This window comes from Bacillus sp. KNSH39 (genome assembly GCF_052656585.1).
In genome coordinates, this window is record NZ_JBQXYO010000001.1 from 4553731 (window position 1) to 4571924 (window position 18194).

Consider the following 18194-nt stretch of genomic DNA (forward strand, 5'->3'; position numbering starts at 1 on the left):
AGAAATAATTACTAATTTTATAGGAATTAAGTTATAATAAATTTAATATGAGGATATTATGATTATGTAAGTTGAGAGAGGGTACAAGAGATGCGATATGAACTTTTTTCTGTAAGTGGGGATCATATTACGACTTTTGAAAGTGCATGGCGTTTTCAGGAGGGAGAACAGATTTTTGTTCATGATGATCAAACAAAAAGAAACTTTATTATTATTCGTCTGACGCATGATGTATTTCAACAAAATAAACATGTTATTCGTTTGTATTGTCAAGAGAAGAAAGTGTATGCATAAGAGAAGCCCTCTTACAGTATGAAAAGTAAGAGGGCTCTTTATCCCGCTATTTGTGGGAAGCACAATTGGTGAGGATTAAAGTTTCACTTTATCATTTTGCCCCTCGTAAGGAATAAAAAGAGAAGGGTTAATGCACATAGGTAGCATTTGATTTGGAAGAAAGTATATAGCCTTGTATTTTGTGCTTCAAAGTTACATGGCCTTCTCTTTGAGAAAGCCATGTATGGTAATCTTGTTGTGTTTTCCATAACAGACGAATCATATATTCTGCCTTATCATTTGTAAGATGAACATGTGAAAACTCTATGTTAATACAACCGTTCGTTCCAGGGGAAGGATAATATTGTTTAAGCCCATAAAGTAGCTCATTTTCATATTCGTACTTAATGTGAATGAGTTTAGTAACTATAAACATATAAACACCTCTTTTACGATAATAGTAGGAAAGATAGAATTACTGTAATAGTAAACTTAAATAATATTATACTATTCAGAAAATTCTAAGTAAATAATAGATTTTAACTTAATAGAGGTATAAAAAAGCGAGTCATTCTATTACACTAGATGACTCGCTTTCAATTTGTAAGTTTTACTTTATAAGAAAATAAGAGTAAGTACACCTACGATAATACAATAGAAAGAGAAATATTTTAAATTTCCTTTTGCCATAATGTTCATAAACCATTTTAGTGAAATATACGTCATGATAAATGTTGCGATGAATGCAACGACATATGGTACGAATAATGTGTCTAGATTTGGATCATTTGCAATGTCTGTAATGCTTAACAATAAGCCACCTAAGCTAACAGGAATGTATAGTAAGAATGAGAAGCGAAGTGCTGTTTCTTGCTTCATACCAAGTAACATTGCTGCTACGATTGTGGCACCAGATCGGCTTATTCCGGGAATCAGTGCGCAAGCTTGTGCTAATCCGACGATGATTGCATCTTTCATAGAAAGGTCGCCATCATTTTTACGACCGCGTAAATTTCTAATAATCCAAAGGCCGACAGCAGTAATAAGAAGGGAAATCCCAACCATCTTCACACCTTTTAAGTACTGATCGATGTAATCTTTAAATAAAACACCAATAACACCTGCTGGAATGGTTGCAATAACAAGATAAATAATAAAGAAGAAATCTGATTTTGCGTCTTCTGCTCTTGTAAATATATAAGAGAGACCATTCTTCGTTAGACGAATTAAATCATTTCTATAAATAAGTAATACAGCTAATAATGAAGCTGAATTAACAAGTAGTTCGAAGCTAAACCCTTCTATTTTTAGTCCTAGCAAATGTTGTGCTAAAACGAGATGACCACTTGAAGAAATCGGAATTGGTTCTGTTAGTCCTTGGAACAGACCGAGAATTAAATATTTTAAAACGTAGTAAAATTGTTCCATAATAACCTCCTTGTTTATTAGTTGAAAGAAACAACTTTTCCATTATAACAAAGATATGGATGAATATTGAAAAGAAATAAATATTCAAAATAAAATAAAAATCCCTTATAGCAGTATAAGGGATTTTTATTTTTAATTAAGAAGTTACTGTTTCTTGAAGACTTTTAGACAATTGAACATCGACTTTTTCAGCATCATGAATATGATTCATAATAGTAGTATTTAATTTTTGGAACATTTGTTGTGTGTTAGCGAATTCTCGTAATATGTCATCATTACAAGACTTTTGGTTTTCGATAGCCTTAATAACATTTGTAGCACCATTTTGTAACGTTTGAATCATAACTAAAATATTTTCAATTCTAGCATTTGTATCGGCACTCATTTCTACACCTTCATCAACTAAATGTAAATTATCTTTTGTGTTATCATATGCTTTTTCAATTTCTTCTTGAATTTTTTTCGTTAAGTTGCCGATGTTTTTTGTACTTTCTGCTGTACTTTCCGCTAGTTTTCTTACTTCATTGGCAACGACAGCGAATCCCTTACCATGCTCTCCAGCACGCGCGGCTTCAATACTCGCATTTAAAGCAAGTAAATTTGTTTGTGCTGCAATGTTTTGAATGACTTCTACAATTTGCTCGATTTCTTTTGAGCGTTCGCTTAGATGATTCATACTATTAGACGTGCGTTGAGATTGTTCACCTAATTTATTAATTACAATAAGTAAGCGGTGAACGGATTCTTTTCCTTCATTAGAGCAGTCAATAATTTCTGCAATAGACTGAATTAAGCTTTGTTCCTTTTGTAACATTTCATTATTTAACTCATTGGAATGTGTCGTACGTGTTGAAACATTTTCGAAACATGAACTTAATTGTTGAACTAAGCTTTGAAGTGTATTGTGTTGGTTATTTACAAGTTGATGCTCTTGGACAACGCTTTGTACACGATCGTGGATAGTAGAAATAGTCTCTTGTTTTTCAATATCTTTTTGTTTTAATTCTAATTCTAATTCTTGTATACGCTCTTCTAATTGAGAAATTGTATGTTGGAGTGATTTTTTTTGAGTAAACATGTATTTATTTCAACCGCCTTCGAAAGTTATATTTTCTCTATATTTGGATTTTAGCATCTTTTGTATTTTTTAAATATAGGAATTGTTAAATATTTAAGAATCTATTACATTTTATTCATAATTCTCTTTTTTTCGTCACGAAAAATAAACTGTATTTAATCGTTTTGTAAACAAACTGTAAAATAAATCATGTATAACTGTATAAGAAGGGAGTCGGATTATGAACTATTTTAAGCGAATCAGCTGTCTAGTATTAGCAGGAATTATCGGTCTTTCTAGTACAGTCGCTGTTAAAGCAGAGTCAAACGACGAGAAACTTAACAACATGCAACAGCAATTGCAACAAAACGATGCAGAAATGCAAAAGAAAGAGCAAGAAAAGCAAGCTGTTAGTAAAGAAATTAAAGGTATCGAAAACGAACTACATAATTTAAATAATACAATTGCAAAAAATAAAGAGGATCAAGCTGCTATTCAACGTAAAATCGATGAAACACATAAGCAGATTGAACAAAAAAAGGAAGAAATTGTCGTTTTAGAGGATAAAGTCCTTGCTCGTAAAGATATTATGAGAAAACGTATGGTTTCTGTTCAAAACAGCTCAAATACAAGTTTAGTAGTAGAAGTTGTAGTAGAGTCAAAAAACTTTGCAGACTTCTTACAACGTATGAACGCAGTTTCTACTATTCTAGAAGCTGATAAAGAAATTTTACGTCTACAAGAACAAGATCTTCGTCAAATTGAAGAAGATAAGAAAACAATTGACGAAAAAGAAGCATCTTTAGTAGTAGACAAACAAAAATTAGCAAAAGCGCAAGCTGAACTGCAAGATAACTTGAAAAAACGTCAAGATAACTTACAAACAGTTCAAGCTAAATATAATGAGGTTGCAAGTCAACTTAATTTAGCAGCGGAAGAAAAAGCTAAAATTGAATCAAATATGAAGGCAGTACAAGAAACAATTGCTCGTGAACAAGAAGCAGCAAGAATTGCGGCGGAAGAGCGTGCAAAAGCAGAAGCGGCTGCAAAAGCAGAGCAAGAAGCTTTAGCGAAAGCACAAGCGGAAATTGCTGAAAAGCAAAAGCAAGAAAAAGCTAATAAACCAGCTGAACCAGTTGCTAATAATAATTCGAAGGTAGAACCTGCAAAACCTGCACAACCTGAACCATCTTCTAAGCCAACTGCTGGTGGGAAAGAACTTTATGTACATGCAACAGCTTATACAGCAGATCCAGGTGAAAATGGCTATGCACCAGGTCAACAAGTATATTCTGCATGGGGAGGCTATAATCTAACTGCAAACCCAGGAATGAAGTTGATTGCGGTGGACCCATCTGTTATCCCATTAGGTTCTCGTGTATATGTTGAAGGATACGGAGAAGCAATTGCAGCAGATACTGGTGGCGCGATTAAAGGTCACAAAATTGATGTTTTAATGCCAGATAAAGCTTCGTCTAGTAAGTGGGGCAGAAAAAATGTTAAGCTTACAATTTTAAACTAAAACGTAATCCAACTTTACAATACGTAAAGTTGGATTTTTTTGTAAGAATAATGTTAAGTTGAGTTTACATTTTGTTAAGGATAGCATACAATGATGGTGAGAGGTGGTAAATTTGACCATTTTAAACAGAGTAAAAGAATTAAGAGCTCGTTTTAACTTTACACAAAGCGTATTAGCAGAAAAGGTTGGAGTAACGAGACAAACAATTGCAGCAATTGAAAAAGGGGATTACGTTCCTTCGTTGTTATTAGCACTTACGATTTGTGATGTGTTTCAGTTAAAGATGGAAGATGTGTTTGTTTTAAATAAGGAGGGGGAAGAGGATGAATAGAATTGTTTTTTCTTATATTATAAACGTGCTTTATACTGCTTTAGCATGCTGGACACTTGTTGAATTTTATAGTGTCATTACAGAGTTAGCAGATATAATTAAAAACGAGAAATTCCCGTTTGAAGTAGCGGTTAATGGAGTACCATTCATTTTATTATTTATTGGAGCAATTATAGTTACAATTTTTTATAGAATTCAAAAGAAAAAATATAAGAATTTATCTTTTTGGATGTATCCATTATTATTTCCACTAGAAGATGAACGTGAAAAAGCGATTACGGATAAAGCTTGCCGAACAACATTTGTATCGTTATGGTTTGTGTTACCTTGTGCAGTTGGATTTTTAACTTTTTCGCCTATTATTAATGAATATCTTCCTGGATACCCATTATATATTCTATTTTCGATTTTCTTTATTCAAATGACAGTATTTCACGTATCACTATACAGAAATAAATTAGCTTAAAAAGAAACCTTCTTGCATCGGCAAGAAGGTTTCTTTTCAAGCTAATACTTGTACATATAGCGATATTATTTTATCATTTTATATAGAGTAAGATTTTGTAAGGGAAAGGAACTGTGTATGAATAAGCAAAGAATTTATAGTATAGTAGCAATTCTGCTATTTGTTGTAGGTGGCGTGTTAATTGGAAAGCCATTTTATGATGGATATCAGGCTGAAAAGAAACAGACTGAAAATGTGCAGGCTGTTCAAAAGATGGATTATGAAAAGCATGAGACGGAATTTGTAGATGCTTCCAAAATTAATCAACCAGACTTGGCGGAAGTAGCGAATGCATCATTAGATAAGAAACAAGTAATTGGTCGTATTTCGATTCCAAGTGTTTCAGTAGAACTGCCTGTTTTAAAAGCTTCTACTGAAAAAAACTTATTATCAGGTGCAGCGACAGTAAAAGAGAATCAAGTTATGGGAAAAGGAAATTACGCATTAGCAGGACATAACATGTCTAAAAAAGGTGTTTTATTTAGTGATATAGCTTCTTTGAAAAAAGGCGATAAAATTTATTTGTATGACAATGAAAATGAATATGAGTATGCGGTTACTGGTGTATCTGAAGTGACTCCTGATAAGTGGGAAGTTGTAGAGGATCATGGGAAAGATGAGATAACGCTTATTACATGTGTATCTGTAAAGGATAATTCTAAGCGTTATGTTGTTGCTGGTGATTTAGTAAGAACGAAGGCGAAGAAGTAAAAAAGAAGGTGAACTCTTTAAAGAGTTCACCTTCTTTTTTACTAATGTTGAGAAATAATAGAATATTTTGGTTTTGTATTTAAATATTATTCTATTTATGTATAATAAAATTAGGATTCTATATTTTGGGAGGAACAAGAGTGAGACAACAGGTGAAGAAACTTCTTTTAACAACGAGTATAGCGTTATTGGTAGCTCCGATTTCAGCTTATGCACATCCAGGGCGTACAGATGCTAATGGCGGACATACGTGTCGTACAAATTGTGAGAAATGGGGATTACAGTACGGGGAATATCATTATCACAATAAACCAGCTTCTAGTAGTGGCGCAACGAGCCCAGCTCCTAGCCAGAATAATAATAGTGCTGTAGAAGCTGAGAGACAAGCAGAAGCACAGCGCAATACCGAGGCGGAAAAACAACGTGCTGCAGAAGTGCAACGCAACGCTGAGGCGGAAAAACAACGTAATGCAGAAGCACAGCGTAAAGCTGAAGAAGAGAGACAACGTGTAGCCGAGGAACAAAGAAAAGCTGAAGAGGCACGTAAGCAAGAGGAAGCGCAGCGCCAAGCTGATATGGAAAAAGGTCAACTTGAAGGTCAAAAGAATGGAGAAACTGATTTTAAAGCAGGAAAAAATGATGCAGAAGTGCATGTAGCTGGAAAATCTGATGCATATAAACAAGCGTTTAAAGCGACTTATGCAGCCGTATGGTCTTTAGAAGAGCAGAAGAAAACGCATTTTGAAAAAGGAAAAGAACAAGGTTTAGCACAAGAGACGATGGACGATAGTCAAGTTGCTCCAGAGTTTAAGGTAAACTTTGCAGACGGATTCAAAGTAGGGAATAAAGAAAGAACAGAAAAAATTGAAAAAGAGCAAGCTGAGTTAGGGGAAAAGACAGGGAAAGAACTAGCTGAAAAGAATCCTGGAAATAGAGAGAAAGAAGTATACGTGAAGGCATATGAAACAGCGTATGAAAAAGGCTATAAGTCTACAAAAAAGGTAGTAGAAAATGCTGGCTATAAGTATGCATTTGAAAACTATGATTTAAAAGTTCCTGCTAAGTATGAAAGAAATGAATTGTTAAAGAAATGGTTTACTGAAGGATTTAAATCGAATAAAAAAGCAGCGGAAATTCGAGAAGAAGGGTATAAAAAGGGAGACAGCTGGTTCTCATTCTTCTATAAGAGTTTCGTACCAAGTGAATATAAAGAACATAAAGAGCTGTACGAACAAGCAATTGAAAAAGGTAAAACAGCATAAAAAAAGATGAGGAGAAATTCCTCATCTTTTTTAATCCATCCATTTCACTAATTTCTTAGAAATTAATAATAAAACACAACCTAGTACGATTGCCACAGCGCCAATAACTGTGAATACTTCAGCGTATCCAAGTGAAGTTGTGAAGCTTGCAAGTTGTCCGCCTAAAATGTTGGCGATACCTGAACTTGCTAGCCATACACCCATTAGTAAAGATGCTAATTTTACCGGAGCAAGCGCACTAACCATTGATAGTCCGACAGGTGATAAGAATAGCTCACCTAACGTATGGAAAAGATACGTAAAGACGATAAACAGTAAGTTTGCTTTTTCTGTAATGTTATGTTCATCACTACCTGTTTTTAATGTAGCGATAACGAGAATGATATAACCAATACCGAGCAAAATCATACCAAGTCCCATTTTAGTTGGGATTTTTAAATCACCCTGCTTGCGAGTTGCAAGTTTTGCCCATAATGCAGAAATGACTGGAGCAAGTAAAATAATAAATAATGGATTGACCGATTGGAACCAAGATGTTGGAACTTCCCATCCGAACACAGAGCGGTCTACAAATTTGTTTGTATATAATGTTAATGAGCTACCAGCTTGTTCAAAGCCAGCCCAGAAGAAGACAACGAAGCATGTTAAAATGACGATAACTGCGGTACGTTGTTTTTCTTTTTTTGTTAATGGTGTATCTCCTACTGATGGTTGTCCAGCAGCTGTTTGTAAATCGCGAGTTGGTTTTTTACCGATATTACCAAGGAAGCGATTTGATAGTGTTGTAAATAAAATTTGTCCAATGATCATTCCGATTGAAGCGGCTAAGAAACCGTAACGGAATCCGTAATGTACAACGCCATCAACTGTTGTTTTGAATAAATTTTCTGATAAAAATCCGCAAACGAGTGGAGCTAAAAATGAACCGACGTTAATACCCATATAGAAAATGGTAAATGCACTATCACGTTTTGGATCGTTCTCTTCGTATAATTCTCCAACCAGTGTAGAGATGTTCGGTTTGAAGAATCCGTTACCGATAATAATAAGCGCTAATCCGAGGTATAGGCCTAATTGGTTTTGCAAGGCAAATAGTGTAAGGTTACCGATTGCCATTGTTATACCACCAATTGTGATTGCTTTTCGTCTACCTAGAAAACGGTCTGTTAAGTATCCACCAATCATTGGTGTGAAATAACAGGCTCCAGTATAAAATCCGTAAATAGAGAGTGCCCATGCGGGACTAAACCCAAGACCACCGCTTACTAAAGCTGTCGTTAAATATAATGTTAATAATCCTCGTAATCCATAGTAACTAAATCTTTCCCACATTTCTGTAAAGAAGAGTAAGTATAAACCTGGAGGATGTTTCTTTTTTCTTTGTTGTTCTCTTTCTAGTTGTATCGCTGATTCCATGTTATTTTCCTCCTGACACAAACAAAAACAAAGTTAATAATTTTGTACATTTAATATTTTACTTTATTAACTATTATAAGTCAATAAAGGTTGATTTTTCAGAAGAAATTGGAAAAGAGGAATAGCTATAGAATGGGTGTTTCTTTTGTGATAGACTATGGACTATGTTTTCTTTGTAAGGAAGCGGGTTATTGTACTTTTTTATATGTGAAATTGATTTCATAAAAGATGAAATTAAAGAAGGAGAAAGAAATGAAATTGTTACAGAAAAAAGAAATTTTACTTATTAGCCTTATGTTATTCTCTATGTTCTTTGGAGCAGGGAATCTGATATTTCCACCTTTCCTTGGGTATGAAGCAGGAGAACATGTTTGGATTTCATTAGTAGGGTTTATTATATCAGCAACAGGTCTTCCTATATTAGGTGTTATCTCTATTGCAAAAGCAGGAAGTTTTCAAACGTTAGCGGGTAGGGTTCATTCTTCATTTGCAATTATTTTTCCATGTATCGTGTATGTATTTATTGGACCTGGGCTTGGTATACCCCGTGCGGGAAGTTTAGCTTTTGAAATGGGGCCAGGTCAGTTATTCCCTGAAGCAGGAAACGGATTATTATTGTTTTACACAGTTATTTTCTTTAGTATTGTTTACTGGTTAAGTTTATCCCCATCTAAATTAATGGGGTTGTTTGGAAAAGTCTTGACGCCGTTATTATTATGTATGATTGCACTCATTTTTATAAAGAGTATGTTTACAACAGTAGGAGATATGAAAGAACCAATAGGGAACTATGGCCAAGCTCCTATGTTTCAAGGGTTTTTAGATGGATATTTAACAATGGATGCGTTAGCTGCTTTAATCTTTGGAATTGTTATTGCAAATGCATTACGTGCAAAGGGTATTGAAGATGATAAAGGTTTAGCGAAATATATGAGTATTGCTGGAATTGGGGCAGGACTATTATTATCTATTATTTATGTCATCCTTGGATATGTGGGGGCAATTAGTGGCTCATTAGGAACATTTGATAACGGTGCGAAAGTGTTAGCACAAGTTATGATTACATTATTTGGACAGGGCGGAGTCGTTTTATTAGGTCTTATTTTTACTATCGCGTGTTTATGTGTTTCAATTGGACTTGTTACGTCTTGTAGTCAATTTTTTGCGAGTGCATTTCCGAAAGTATCTTATAAATTGTGGGCATTTATAGTAAGCGTTGTTAGTATGATTTTAGCTAATTTAGGGTTAACGCAAATTTTAAAAGTATCAGTACCAATTCTTGGATTTATTTATCCAATTGCGTTAACGCTTATTATTCTAGGGTTATTCCATCAGTATATTGGAAAGTATGCATACGTATATGCAGTAACTGTTTTGGTTGTAGCGATATTTAGTGCAATTGACATTTTAAATAAAAATGTAATGATGAATCAGTGGACGTCAGCATTAAAATACATCCCGTTTTATACAGAAGGTGTTGGGTGGATTGTTCCAGCTATTGTAGGCATGTGTCTTGGTTTTATCGTTAGCATTTTTCTAAATAAGAATAAATGAGTAAAAAGGTGTTTTCCTATTTTGGGAAGACACCTTTCTTTTTTTGGAAAAATACTATTGAAAATGAATAGACTAAGAGTATGATAAAGATAATTGGTAATATATAGGTTCAATGAGAGTTACGAATAAGGGGGGAGCGTATGAAGAAGGATTTGGATAAGAAAATAGAAGCACTCGAAACGGCAATTGAAACAATTCAAGAAGCACTTGCTGAATTAAAAGTAAAGCAGAGGGAAATAGAAGTAGAAAACGCTCAGCAACATGTTAGTAAGAACAAGAAAGAATATATTGAAACGGTAATGGAGGAAAAGCCAAAAGAAGAAATAGTTAAGATAAAAGAGCCTTTGCAAGAACCTGAGTTAAAACAAGTAGATATATCGGCTTTTAAACCAGAGCCATTTAATATTATTAAGTTTTGTCAGACGTGGTTACCGCGTGTATTTGTCGGTATTATGTTGCTTGGAGTGATCTGGTTATTTAAAGCAGGGGTAGATGCTGGTTTATTAACACCAGCGATACGAATTGTGTTTGGTATCGCATTATCTATCGGGTTGTATTATATAGGAGATATTCAAATTAAAAGAGAGCGGCAAGCGTTAGGATTAGTATTAGCTGGAGGAAGTATTACCGGGATTGTTCTAACGACGTTTGCAGCACATTATTTATATGGATTTATTCCGGCAAGTGTCGCGTTTCTCTGTAATATTGCATGGGTTATTTTAGGGATTTATTTAGCGAAAAGATATCAATCGGAATATCTCACTATTTTCGTAGCGGTCGGTGCGTTCTTCGTACCATTCTTGTTAAATAGTACGACTCCTAATCCTTATATTTTCTTTGGATATGAGACAGTATTAACACTTAGTTTATTATGGTATGCGTTGAAAAATCGTTATAAATACTTATATATGATTTCTTACGCTGTTGCTGCCATTGTCCTTTTCGTTTTCTTTGCTGTTATGTCAATGTTAGTAGAGAACTTGCAAATACAGTTAACGATTGTATATGGTTTGATTCATTTACTATTATTTTGGCATATGTTTACGGAGAGAAGTTTTATACTAGAACCACGTTTGGCGATATTTAGTGCGAATGCAGTGTTCTTTATACTAGCTATTTCAAAAATACCTGATTTTACAACATGGGGATTAATTATTAGTGCACTCGTGCATGCCGCTATGTTCGTATGTGAATATAGGAAAAATAGACATTCTACATTTACAAATCTCTTATTTGGTTTCGCAATGGGAGCATTTAGTTTAGCAATTTTATATGAGTATAGTTTAGTGAATGCAGCGATTGTACTATTGTTACAAGGTTTCCTCGGCATGGTCACTTCTATTAAAGTAAAACAACAGATAAAATTGTATGTTAGTGCGACGGTTTACGCAATTGGAATGATACAGACTATTTTTAGCCCGTTTGATCAATTTATTTCGGCAGACTTTGTTGCTCATCTTATTTTAATAGGAACGTTCTATTATTGCATGAGAGAAGCGAAAGAAGTATTAGCGAGCTTCGGCAAATATATGTATTCTATAGTGCTCTATTGGTTTATGATAATTGTATTTATTACAATTACGAGAATCGGTGAAGTTTTATCTGCAGATGGAAGCGTAATTAGTGTATCAGTATCGTTATTATGGATGGTATATGCATTATTTGCGGTTTGGTTTGGAAGAAATAGAAATATGGATGAAATATTATATGCTGGTTTAGTCGTTTTAGTCGTAACGGTAGGGAAGTTATTCTTACTTGACTTACCAGAGGTATCGATGATGATTAGGGCAGTGTTATTCCTAATCGTCGGTAGTATAGGTATCGTTATTTCAAGAATGTTTTTCTCGAAGGAAGAGAAGTGAGAAGAAGGCAATCCATGTATGGATTGCCTTTTTTATTATTTCTTATTAATCGTTACAGTTTCATTATATTTCGTTGTTGTATTTTGGCGTAGACGAAGCGTTGCTTGTCCAGTTGTATTTGAATCAATCTGTACATTTACAACTTTCTCAGCAGAGCCTAAGCTGTTTGTTGTGAAAGAAAATGCACTACTATATCCGAAAGTAGATGGCCAAGTGCCGTTTGCATTTTGTACTTTAGCCACTTGTGTTCCACCAGTAGTGAAGATACCTAAAGAATAGTTGTTATACGTTGTATTAGGTAGTAAGTTATTTACTTGAATCTTCATTTGGAAAATTTCATTGTTTGGTAGAATGCTAGGGTGTGTAACGACGTAGTCGCTTGTTGTTACCGCACCGTTATAACCGTATGAACCTGGTTTAAAAGTATTTGTATTAAACCATTGATAACCTGCATTTGGTGCACTCCAAGGTTCAGGTTGTGGTTCTGTTGATAAGCTTGGCTGTTCAAATGTTTGTAGAGCTGTAGGTGAATCAAGTTGTAAACCATTTACTTGATCTAAACTTGTAAATGTCTCTTTATTTGATAACCAATTTACGATGTTTTCTAATAAAATCGCATCGTTTTCTTCTTTATAACCATCGTAAGTTTTCTTTGTTTGGCCAGAATCTTCACGAACGTATTTTGGCGTAGCATCTTCAACAGGAGAAGAGTCACCAATAAAGGCAGCTTTTCCAAGTCCTACTTTTGCGATAGCAGCATATGGGCCTTCTGCAATACCACCGCCATTATAAACGCCACTATCAACAGCGTTATTCCATTTTGATGGATTTTCTGGAAGGTAAACAAGTCCTTTTGCTAGTTTTGGGTTTGTAATTGCTAGAGTAGAACCAGCATGCATTGCTACAGACGAAACACCTTTTGTAATTCCGAAAGATTGTTCAGGCGATACAATTGTTTTCGCTGAAACATCACCAAGTGCATTGTAGCGGAAGCGAATACCGAAGTTGTCAGAGAGCCAATCAGAGCTTTCTACTCCTTGCATAGCTTGTGAATTAGCTTCTTCATTAGACATTCCTTTTGCTGGATTATCCCAAGCACCGCGTCTATATCCATTAAATACTTCAGAAGAGTCCCAGCGATTTTTATTACGATCTGCATTGTAATGATCAGCAATAAAGAAGATACTACCACCATTTTTTACATATTGTAACATAGCGTCCTGCTCAGATTTTTTGTAAGGAATATTAGCTTCTGGAACGATAAATACATTGTAATCTTTTAAGTCTTCGTACGTAATAGGTGTTGATTTACGAAGTTCCTTTACGTGATATCCGTTTTTTGCAATGCCGTTTCCGAAGTCAGAAAAGCCGCCGTCAATAACCCAGTCAGCTGTCCCAGCAGTTTGACCGTGTGTATTATCGAATAATACTTTTTTCCCATTGTTTTGATTTACAACTTTTGCAGCAATTTCAGGAGCTGGGTCTACAGAGCTTTCGGCATAAGTAGACGATATGAACGAGGTCCCTATACTTAGTGTAATTGCTGTTGCTAAAGAAAATGTAATCCATTTTTTATTCTTCATAGAAGAATCCCCCTAATAATAAATATATGTGCTTTAATAATGTAATTTATTTTTCTGTAAAAATAAAGACGGAAAACATAAAAAATATTAAAAAATTGTAAAAATACCGTGAATTTTGTTGAGAAATATTTATATAGATATAAAAACATCCCTTCCAAGTAATAAGGAAGGGATGTTTTGCTTAACTAATTTTTGAGTTAGGTGTTTCATCAATCTTATGAAACCCTTTCATGTAATATACGATTGCTAAGCCGATAAGCCAAATTGGGCCGACAATCAATGCAATTCGTGTATCTTCTGAATACGCCATTATACCTAATACTAATACAAGGAAAACGAGTGAGAAATATGAGCTTAATGGGTATAAAGGCATTTTATACGATAACTTTTGTTTATTTTGAGTAGGCAAGCTTTTACGGAATTTAATTTGAGCGACTAATATAATTCCCCAAGTCCAAATTGCACCGAAAGTTGAAATGCTAGTAAGCCATGTAAATACCTTTGCAGGTACGAGATAGTTTAATATAACACCAATTAGTAAAACGATAGCAGTTGCTACAATTCCTTGGCTTGGAATGCCATTTTTATTTAAACGACCAAATCTTTCAGGAGCTTTTTTCTGCTGAGCTAATGTATATAGCATACGGCCTGTACTAAATAAACCACCGTTACAAGAAGAAAGAGCTGCTGTTAATACGACAAAGTTAATAATACCTGCTGCTTTTGCGATACCAATTTGTTGGAATGTTAATACGAATGGACTGCCTTTCTCACCAAGTTCGTTCCATGGATAAATTGCCATCATAACGAATAATGCCCCAACGTAAAAGAGTAGAATTCTCCAAAATACGTTATCGATTGCCTTTGCGAGTGTTTTCTTCGGATTTTGAGCCTCACCAGCTGTAACACCGATTAATTCAACGCCTAAATAAGCGAATAGTACCATCTGCATGGAGAGTAGTAACCCAGAAAATCCATTTGGGAACCAGCCACCATGTGACCAAAGATTTGAAATACCAGTAGCGATACCACCGTTTCCGAATCCGAATAAAATAATACCAGCTCCGACTACTATCATACAGATAATTGTGACAATTTTAATGAGAGCAAACCAAAACTCAAGTTCTCCAAATACTTTTACCGATAAGAAGTTAAAAGCGCTCATTAATAATAGAGCAAGTAATGCCCAAGTCCAGCGCGGGATATCTGGGAACCAGTACTGCATGTAAATACCAGCTGCTGTAATTTCAGCCATACAAGTAACAACCCATAAGAACCAGTAATTCCAACCAGTAATATAACCAGCGAGTGGTCCAATATAATCATATGCATATTTACTAAAAGAACCAGCAACAGGTTGTTCAATTGCCATTTCCCCAAGCGCTCGCATAATGAAAAAAATAACGAGACCGGCAATCATATAGCCTAGCAAAATAGAAGGACCTGCTAGTTTAATGGCGGAAGCGGATCCTAAAAATAGCCCAACGCCAATAGCTGAGCCCAGTGACATTAAAGTAATATGTCGTTCTTTTAAACCACGATTTAAAGTTCCAGATTTGTTTGTGTGCTGCATAAGAAGAATCCCCCTTGTAGAGTGAACGATATTTGAATGCGTTTACTAAATATTTAACTATTTCAAATTATAAAACATTTCTATCTGTTATGCTACAAAAATAATCATAATGAACTGTACTACATCTGTACTTGTCAGACTTAAACTTAAAATTCTAACTATTAGGGAATATATTGACTCTTCTTTTTATTGATTGTTAAGATTAAGTATTATATTTTCTCACATACTAGTAAGAAAAAGAATGTGTGATAATAATTCAGGTGTAGGAAGGGTACATAAGCATGTTTCAATTACAAAAATATAACACTTCTGTGAAGCAAGAGTTTTTAGCTGGCATCACAACTTTTTTTACATTTGCGTATATTCTTGTCATCAATCCAAAAATATTATCTGATGCAGGTGTACCATTTGACCAAGCGTTTACAGCAACAATTATTGCAACCGTTGTTGGAACAGTAGGTATGGCGATTTTCGCGAATTACCCGATTGTTATTGCTCCAGCTATGGGAATGAATGCATATTTTGCTTATTCTGTTGTACAGAAGGCAGAAGGGATTACATATGTAGTTGCCTTTTCAGCTGTATTTGTAACGGGGATTATTTTTCTTTTATTATCTTTTACTTCGTTTAGGCAAAAGTTAATTTTAGCAATTCCTGATAGTTTAAAGCATGCAATTGCAGGTGGAATTGGACTATTTATTGCTTTTATTGGATTGCGCCTTTCTGGAATTATCGTGGATCATCCGTCTAATTTAGTTACGATTGGTGATTTTCATTCTCCAGCTGTTATTTTAACTTTAATTGGTTTAATATTAGCGGCGGTATTAATGACATTGCGTGTGAGCGGTGCATTATTTATTAGTATGATTGTGACAGGAATTATTGCCTTCTTTACAGGGCAATTGAAGTTTGCTGATAAAATTGTGGCGATGCCTCATTTACCAGAGGGTATCATCGTTTCAAACCCAATCAATGCCTTTTCAGATGTAATTGAATACGGATTATACGGCGTTGTATTTTCATTTTTACTTGTACTTTTATTCGATACAACAGGTGCATTACTTGGTTTAATTAAACAAGCAGGTTTAATTACAGACAATACAGAGAAGCGTTTTGGTAAAGCGTTTATTGCAGATGCAATTGGCGGGACTACAGGTTCTATCTTTGGAACAAGCCCAACAGCAGCGACGATTGAATCGTCAGCAGGTATTGCTGCAGGTGGTAAAACTGGGTTAACAGGGATTGTAGTTGTTGGTCTAACAATTATAACGGCATTTTTTAGTCCTGTTATTGCTTCTTTATCAAGTGTAGCCGCTATTACAGCTCCTTCATTAATTATAGTAGGTAGTTTAATGGCACAAAGCATTCGAGATATTAATTGGAATGAATTTGAAGATGCGTTACCAGCATTTTTAATTTTTATAGGTATTCCGTTAACATCTAGTATTGCGAATGGAATTGCAATTGGATTTTTAGTGTATCCAGTCTTGAAAATTGTGAAAGGGAAAGGGATGGAAGTGCATCCGTTACTCTACTTATTTACAATTTTATTTGGATGTCATTTATTCTTATAATATAGGAGAGGGGGCTTCTTATGAGGGGCTCCTTTTTTGTGTATAATAAAGTGAAACTATAATCAGTCACGCAAAATATAAATTACTTAATGGAATATATATGTTACAATATGGATGGAGGGGGAACATGAATGGCTGTAAGTAAAATAAAAGTCGCGCGTGTTCAGTTAGATTTAACACAGCAACAATTAGCAGAAAAAGTAGGCGTTACAAGGCAAACGATTAGTTTAATTGAGAAGGGCAAATACAATCCGTCTTTAGATTTATGTTTGAAAATTTGTTATGCAGTAGATAAAACTTTGAATGATTTGTTTTGGGAGGAAAAGGAGTGATTCGATGAAAATTGTGAAAGATGAACGTTTAATGATTGAGGGGTTAAAACATATTAGATTAGTTTTCATCTTACAAAATATTTTCATACTAGGTATTGTTTTTTATCGCTACGTTTTGCAAGATGCAGGATACGAAAGTGTTTCGGATTTATTAATGGTATTTATGGGTGGGATTGTAGTTATTAACTTTTTAAATCTGAAAAATTCAGTGGAAGTGTATGAGCATACAGGGGGAGTATCACGTAGCTATTTCATGAAACTATTATTAATTCCTGTAAGTATTGTTATTGGGATTTTAGCTATTTGTATCGTTGTAACACCAGATATTTCGATAAAGGAAATTAGTATGACAGGATTTATTATGTTTGCTTGTTTTTTAGTTCCTAGTCTGTTTATATACATATATATGAAAAAGATAAAAAGTGAAGATTGAAATATAAGAAAAGCTTTCCCGTATTGCGGAAAGCTTTTCTTATATTCTTTTATACAGTACTTTATGAAGGCCAATTGGTTCAATTTCAAAGATTTCACCATGTTCTTGGAAGCCTAAGCGCTTGTAATAGTCAGCTACAGTAATTCGGCCATTACACCATAGCATATTTGCTTGACGCTCTTGTAAGATTTGTTCTGCTTTCTGAATTAAGGAGCTTCCAGCGTGGTTGTTTCGAAACTCAGGCAATGTGGCCATTCCTCGTAGACGATAATGCATACCTGCTTGTAAGTCGGGATGCATTTCCTTTGAGAAAGAAGCGATACTAATAAGTTGATCGTTTATAAATGCGCCTAAGTGGAAGGTGTCTGTTTCATAATCGGAAGGGTATTTACAATCTGTTAATGTTTGATTGGGGCGTAAAATTTTTTGACGTAATACGTAAGTTTCAGATCCCTCAATATTTTTCACGGTAATCATATTAACATCCTTTCTTATAACGCTTTTTCTGTTAATTGTATAAAGAAATAGGCAGGTGCGGCGAGAAGTCCGAGTATGCTAGCAGTTCCGAGAAGGAGTGAAAGTAGGAGGCAAGAATATTTTATTCCATTCGATTTTTTCCATCCGTAACTACAAATCTCAATACTAACACCGATGAGAATAATGGCAACGAGTATTTCGGCTAATAATAAGAGAGCTAAAGTTATAATAGACATAATGTAATCCATCCCCATAATATGTGATAGTAACATTTTACCATATGAAATGGAAAAAATGCCCC

Annotated in this window: 19 protein-coding genes; 11 read left to right on the top strand and 8 right to left on the bottom strand. The window is 34.6% G+C overall.

Annotated elements, in window-relative coordinates; translation table 11 throughout:
* Positions 1 to 90 precede the first annotated feature (90 nt).
* Positions 91 to 294, top strand: coding sequence for a hypothetical protein (locus tag ACUL40_RS23205; RefSeq protein ID WP_001268332.1), 204 nt, complete (start codon positions 91 to 93; stop codon positions 292 to 294).
* A 127-nt stretch (positions 295 to 421) separates the two neighbouring features.
* On the opposite strand, the gene ACUL40_RS23210 is transcribed toward ACUL40_RS23205, so the two are convergent.
* From ACUL40_RS23210 to ACUL40_RS23220, 3 genes are all read right to left on the bottom strand, one after another.
* Positions 422 to 709 carry a hypothetical protein gene (locus tag ACUL40_RS23210; protein WP_074048023.1) on the bottom strand — a complete coding sequence of 96 codons (288 nt, stop codon included), beginning with the start codon at positions 707 to 709 and terminating at the stop codon, positions 422 to 424.
* A gap of 179 nt (positions 710 to 888) precedes the next feature.
* Positions 889 to 1701 (bottom strand): undecaprenyl-diphosphate phosphatase, encoded by an 813-nt coding sequence (locus ACUL40_RS23215; protein WP_000434794.1) that lies wholly within the window; start codon positions 1699 to 1701, stop codon positions 889 to 891.
* A gap of 136 nt (positions 1702 to 1837) precedes the next feature.
* Positions 1838 to 2779, bottom strand: a complete 942-nt coding sequence (locus ACUL40_RS23220) for a methyl-accepting chemotaxis protein (RefSeq protein WP_000495039.1) — start codon at positions 2777 to 2779, stop codon at positions 1838 to 1840.
* A 220-nt stretch (positions 2780 to 2999) separates the two neighbouring features.
* Here ACUL40_RS23220 and ACUL40_RS23225 point away from each other — a divergent pair, with 220 nt between their 5' ends.
* From ACUL40_RS23225 to ACUL40_RS23245, 5 genes are all read left to right on the top strand, one after another.
* Positions 3000 to 4280, top strand: coding sequence for a 3D domain-containing protein (locus ACUL40_RS23225; protein ID WP_059304140.1), 1281 nt, complete (start codon positions 3000 to 3002; stop codon positions 4278 to 4280).
* A gap of 112 nt (positions 4281 to 4392) precedes the next feature.
* On the top strand, positions 4393 to 4611 hold the full coding sequence (locus ACUL40_RS23230; RefSeq protein ID WP_000154019.1) for a helix-turn-helix transcriptional regulator: 219 nt from the start codon (positions 4393 to 4395) through the stop codon (positions 4609 to 4611).
* Positions 4604 to 5077 carry a hypothetical protein gene (locus ACUL40_RS23235; RefSeq protein ID WP_053565231.1) on the top strand — a complete coding sequence of 158 codons (474 nt, stop codon included), beginning with the start codon at positions 4604 to 4606 and terminating at the stop codon, positions 5075 to 5077. The genes ACUL40_RS23230 and ACUL40_RS23235 overlap by 8 nt, the downstream gene beginning before the upstream one ends.
* Positions 5078 to 5194: 117 nt before the next feature.
* Entirely contained in the window at positions 5195 to 5827 is a 633-nt protein-coding gene (locus tag ACUL40_RS23240) for a class A sortase (protein ID WP_001041726.1), read from the top strand.
* A 140-nt stretch (positions 5828 to 5967) separates the two neighbouring features.
* Entirely contained in the window at positions 5968 to 7089 is a 1122-nt protein-coding gene (locus tag ACUL40_RS23245) for a YHYH domain-containing protein (RefSeq protein WP_139245456.1), read from the top strand.
* 30 nt (positions 7090 to 7119) lie between these two features.
* Here the strand turns inward: ACUL40_RS23245 and ACUL40_RS23250 are convergent, their stop codons facing one another.
* The gene (locus ACUL40_RS23250) at positions 7120 to 8505 is read right to left on the bottom strand and encodes a peptide MFS transporter (protein WP_000443143.1); all 1386 of its coding nucleotides are present in this window, start codon (positions 8503 to 8505) and stop codon (positions 7120 to 7122) included.
* 252 nt (positions 8506 to 8757) lie between these two features.
* Between ACUL40_RS23250 and brnQ1 the strand changes: the two genes are divergently transcribed.
* Positions 8758 to 10059, top strand: a complete 1302-nt coding sequence (brnQ1, locus tag ACUL40_RS23255; protein WP_000771689.1) for a branched-chain amino acid transport system II carrier protein BrnQ1 — start codon at positions 8758 to 8760, stop codon at positions 10057 to 10059.
* A 140-nt stretch (positions 10060 to 10199) separates the two neighbouring features.
* Entirely contained in the window at positions 10200 to 11921 is a 1722-nt protein-coding gene (locus ACUL40_RS23260; protein WP_445423034.1) for a DUF2339 domain-containing protein, read from the top strand.
* Between the two features lie 35 nt (positions 11922 to 11956).
* Here the strand turns inward: ACUL40_RS23260 and ACUL40_RS23265 are convergent, their stop codons facing one another.
* Complete coding sequence (locus tag ACUL40_RS23265) at positions 11957 to 13504, bottom strand: hypothetical protein (protein WP_000791522.1); 1548 nt, start codon at positions 13502 to 13504, stop codon at positions 11957 to 11959.
* 181 nt (positions 13505 to 13685) lie between these two features.
* A complete protein-coding gene (locus ACUL40_RS23270; RefSeq protein ID WP_001164897.1) occupies positions 13686 to 15077 on the bottom strand; it encodes an amino acid permease in 1392 nt (463 codons plus the stop codon).
* A 281-nt stretch (positions 15078 to 15358) separates the two neighbouring features.
* Between ACUL40_RS23270 and ACUL40_RS23275 the strand changes: the two genes are divergently transcribed.
* The 3 genes from ACUL40_RS23275 (at position 15359) to ACUL40_RS23285 (ending at position 17416) form a co-directional block, all read left to right on the top strand.
* Entirely contained in the window at positions 15359 to 16651 is a 1293-nt protein-coding gene (locus tag ACUL40_RS23275; protein WP_000487192.1) for an NCS2 family permease, read from the top strand.
* A 131-nt stretch (positions 16652 to 16782) separates the two neighbouring features.
* Positions 16783 to 16983, top strand: coding sequence for a helix-turn-helix transcriptional regulator (locus ACUL40_RS23280; RefSeq protein WP_000301182.1), 201 nt, complete (start codon positions 16783 to 16785; stop codon positions 16981 to 16983).
* 4 nt (positions 16984 to 16987) lie between these two features.
* On the top strand, positions 16988 to 17416 hold the full coding sequence (locus ACUL40_RS23285) for a hypothetical protein (protein WP_000706637.1): 429 nt from the start codon (positions 16988 to 16990) through the stop codon (positions 17414 to 17416).
* A 39-nt stretch (positions 17417 to 17455) separates the two neighbouring features.
* Here ACUL40_RS23285 and ACUL40_RS23290 read toward each other — a convergent pair whose 3' ends face one another.
* Both ACUL40_RS23290 and ACUL40_RS23295 read right to left on the bottom strand, forming a co-directional pair.
* Entirely contained in the window at positions 17456 to 17893 is a 438-nt protein-coding gene (locus ACUL40_RS23290; RefSeq protein ID WP_326038173.1) for a GNAT family N-acetyltransferase, read from the bottom strand.
* Between the two features lie 14 nt (positions 17894 to 17907).
* Positions 17908 to 18165 (bottom strand): DUF4022 family protein, encoded by a 258-nt coding sequence (locus tag ACUL40_RS23295; RefSeq protein ID WP_000926991.1) that lies wholly within the window; start codon positions 18163 to 18165, stop codon positions 17908 to 17910.
* Between the last annotated feature and the right edge of the window lie 29 nt (positions 18166 to 18194).

Coding starts and splice junctions, on each gene's coding strand:
- ACUL40_RS23205 (WP_001268332.1), top strand. CDS start 91: ATGCGATATGAACTTTTTTCTGTAAGTGGGGATCATATTACGACTTTT.
- ACUL40_RS23210 (WP_074048023.1), bottom strand. CDS start 709: ATGTTTATAGTTACTAAACTCATTCACATTAAGTACGAATATGAAAAT.
- ACUL40_RS23215 (WP_000434794.1), bottom strand. CDS start 1,701: ATGGAACAATTTTACTACGTTTTAAAATATTTAATTCTCGGTCTGTTC.
- ACUL40_RS23220 (WP_000495039.1), bottom strand. CDS start 2,779: ATGTTTACTCAAAAAAAATCACTCCAACATACAATTTCTCAATTAGAA.
- ACUL40_RS23225 (WP_059304140.1), top strand. CDS start 3,000: ATGAACTATTTTAAGCGAATCAGCTGTCTAGTATTAGCAGGAATTATC.
- ACUL40_RS23235 (WP_053565231.1), top strand. CDS start 4,604: ATGAATAGAATTGTTTTTTCTTATATTATAAACGTGCTTTATACTGCT.
- ACUL40_RS23240 (WP_001041726.1), top strand. CDS start 5,195: ATGAATAAGCAAAGAATTTATAGTATAGTAGCAATTCTGCTATTTGTT.
- ACUL40_RS23250 (WP_000443143.1), bottom strand. CDS start 8,505: ATGGAATCAGCGATACAACTAGAAAGAGAACAACAAAGAAAAAAGAAA.
- brnQ1 (WP_000771689.1), top strand. CDS start 8,758: ATGAAATTGTTACAGAAAAAAGAAATTTTACTTATTAGCCTTATGTTA.
- ACUL40_RS23260 (WP_445423034.1), top strand. CDS start 10,200: ATGAAGAAGGATTTGGATAAGAAAATAGAAGCACTCGAAACGGCAATT.
- ACUL40_RS23265 (WP_000791522.1), bottom strand. CDS start 13,504: ATGAAGAATAAAAAATGGATTACATTTTCTTTAGCAACAGCAATTACA.
- ACUL40_RS23270 (WP_001164897.1), bottom strand. CDS start 15,077: ATGCAGCACACAAACAAATCTGGAACTTTAAATCGTGGTTTAAAAGAA.
- ACUL40_RS23275 (WP_000487192.1), top strand. CDS start 15,359: ATGTTTCAATTACAAAAATATAACACTTCTGTGAAGCAAGAGTTTTTA.
- ACUL40_RS23280 (WP_000301182.1), top strand. CDS start 16,783: ATGGCTGTAAGTAAAATAAAAGTCGCGCGTGTTCAGTTAGATTTAACA.
- ACUL40_RS23285 (WP_000706637.1), top strand. CDS start 16,988: ATGAAAATTGTGAAAGATGAACGTTTAATGATTGAGGGGTTAAAACAT.
- ACUL40_RS23290 (WP_326038173.1), bottom strand. CDS start 17,893: ATGATTACCGTGAAAAATATTGAGGGATCTGAAACTTACGTATTACGT.
- ACUL40_RS23295 (WP_000926991.1), bottom strand. CDS start 18,165: ATGTTACTATCACATATTATGGGGATGGATTACATTATGTCTATTATA.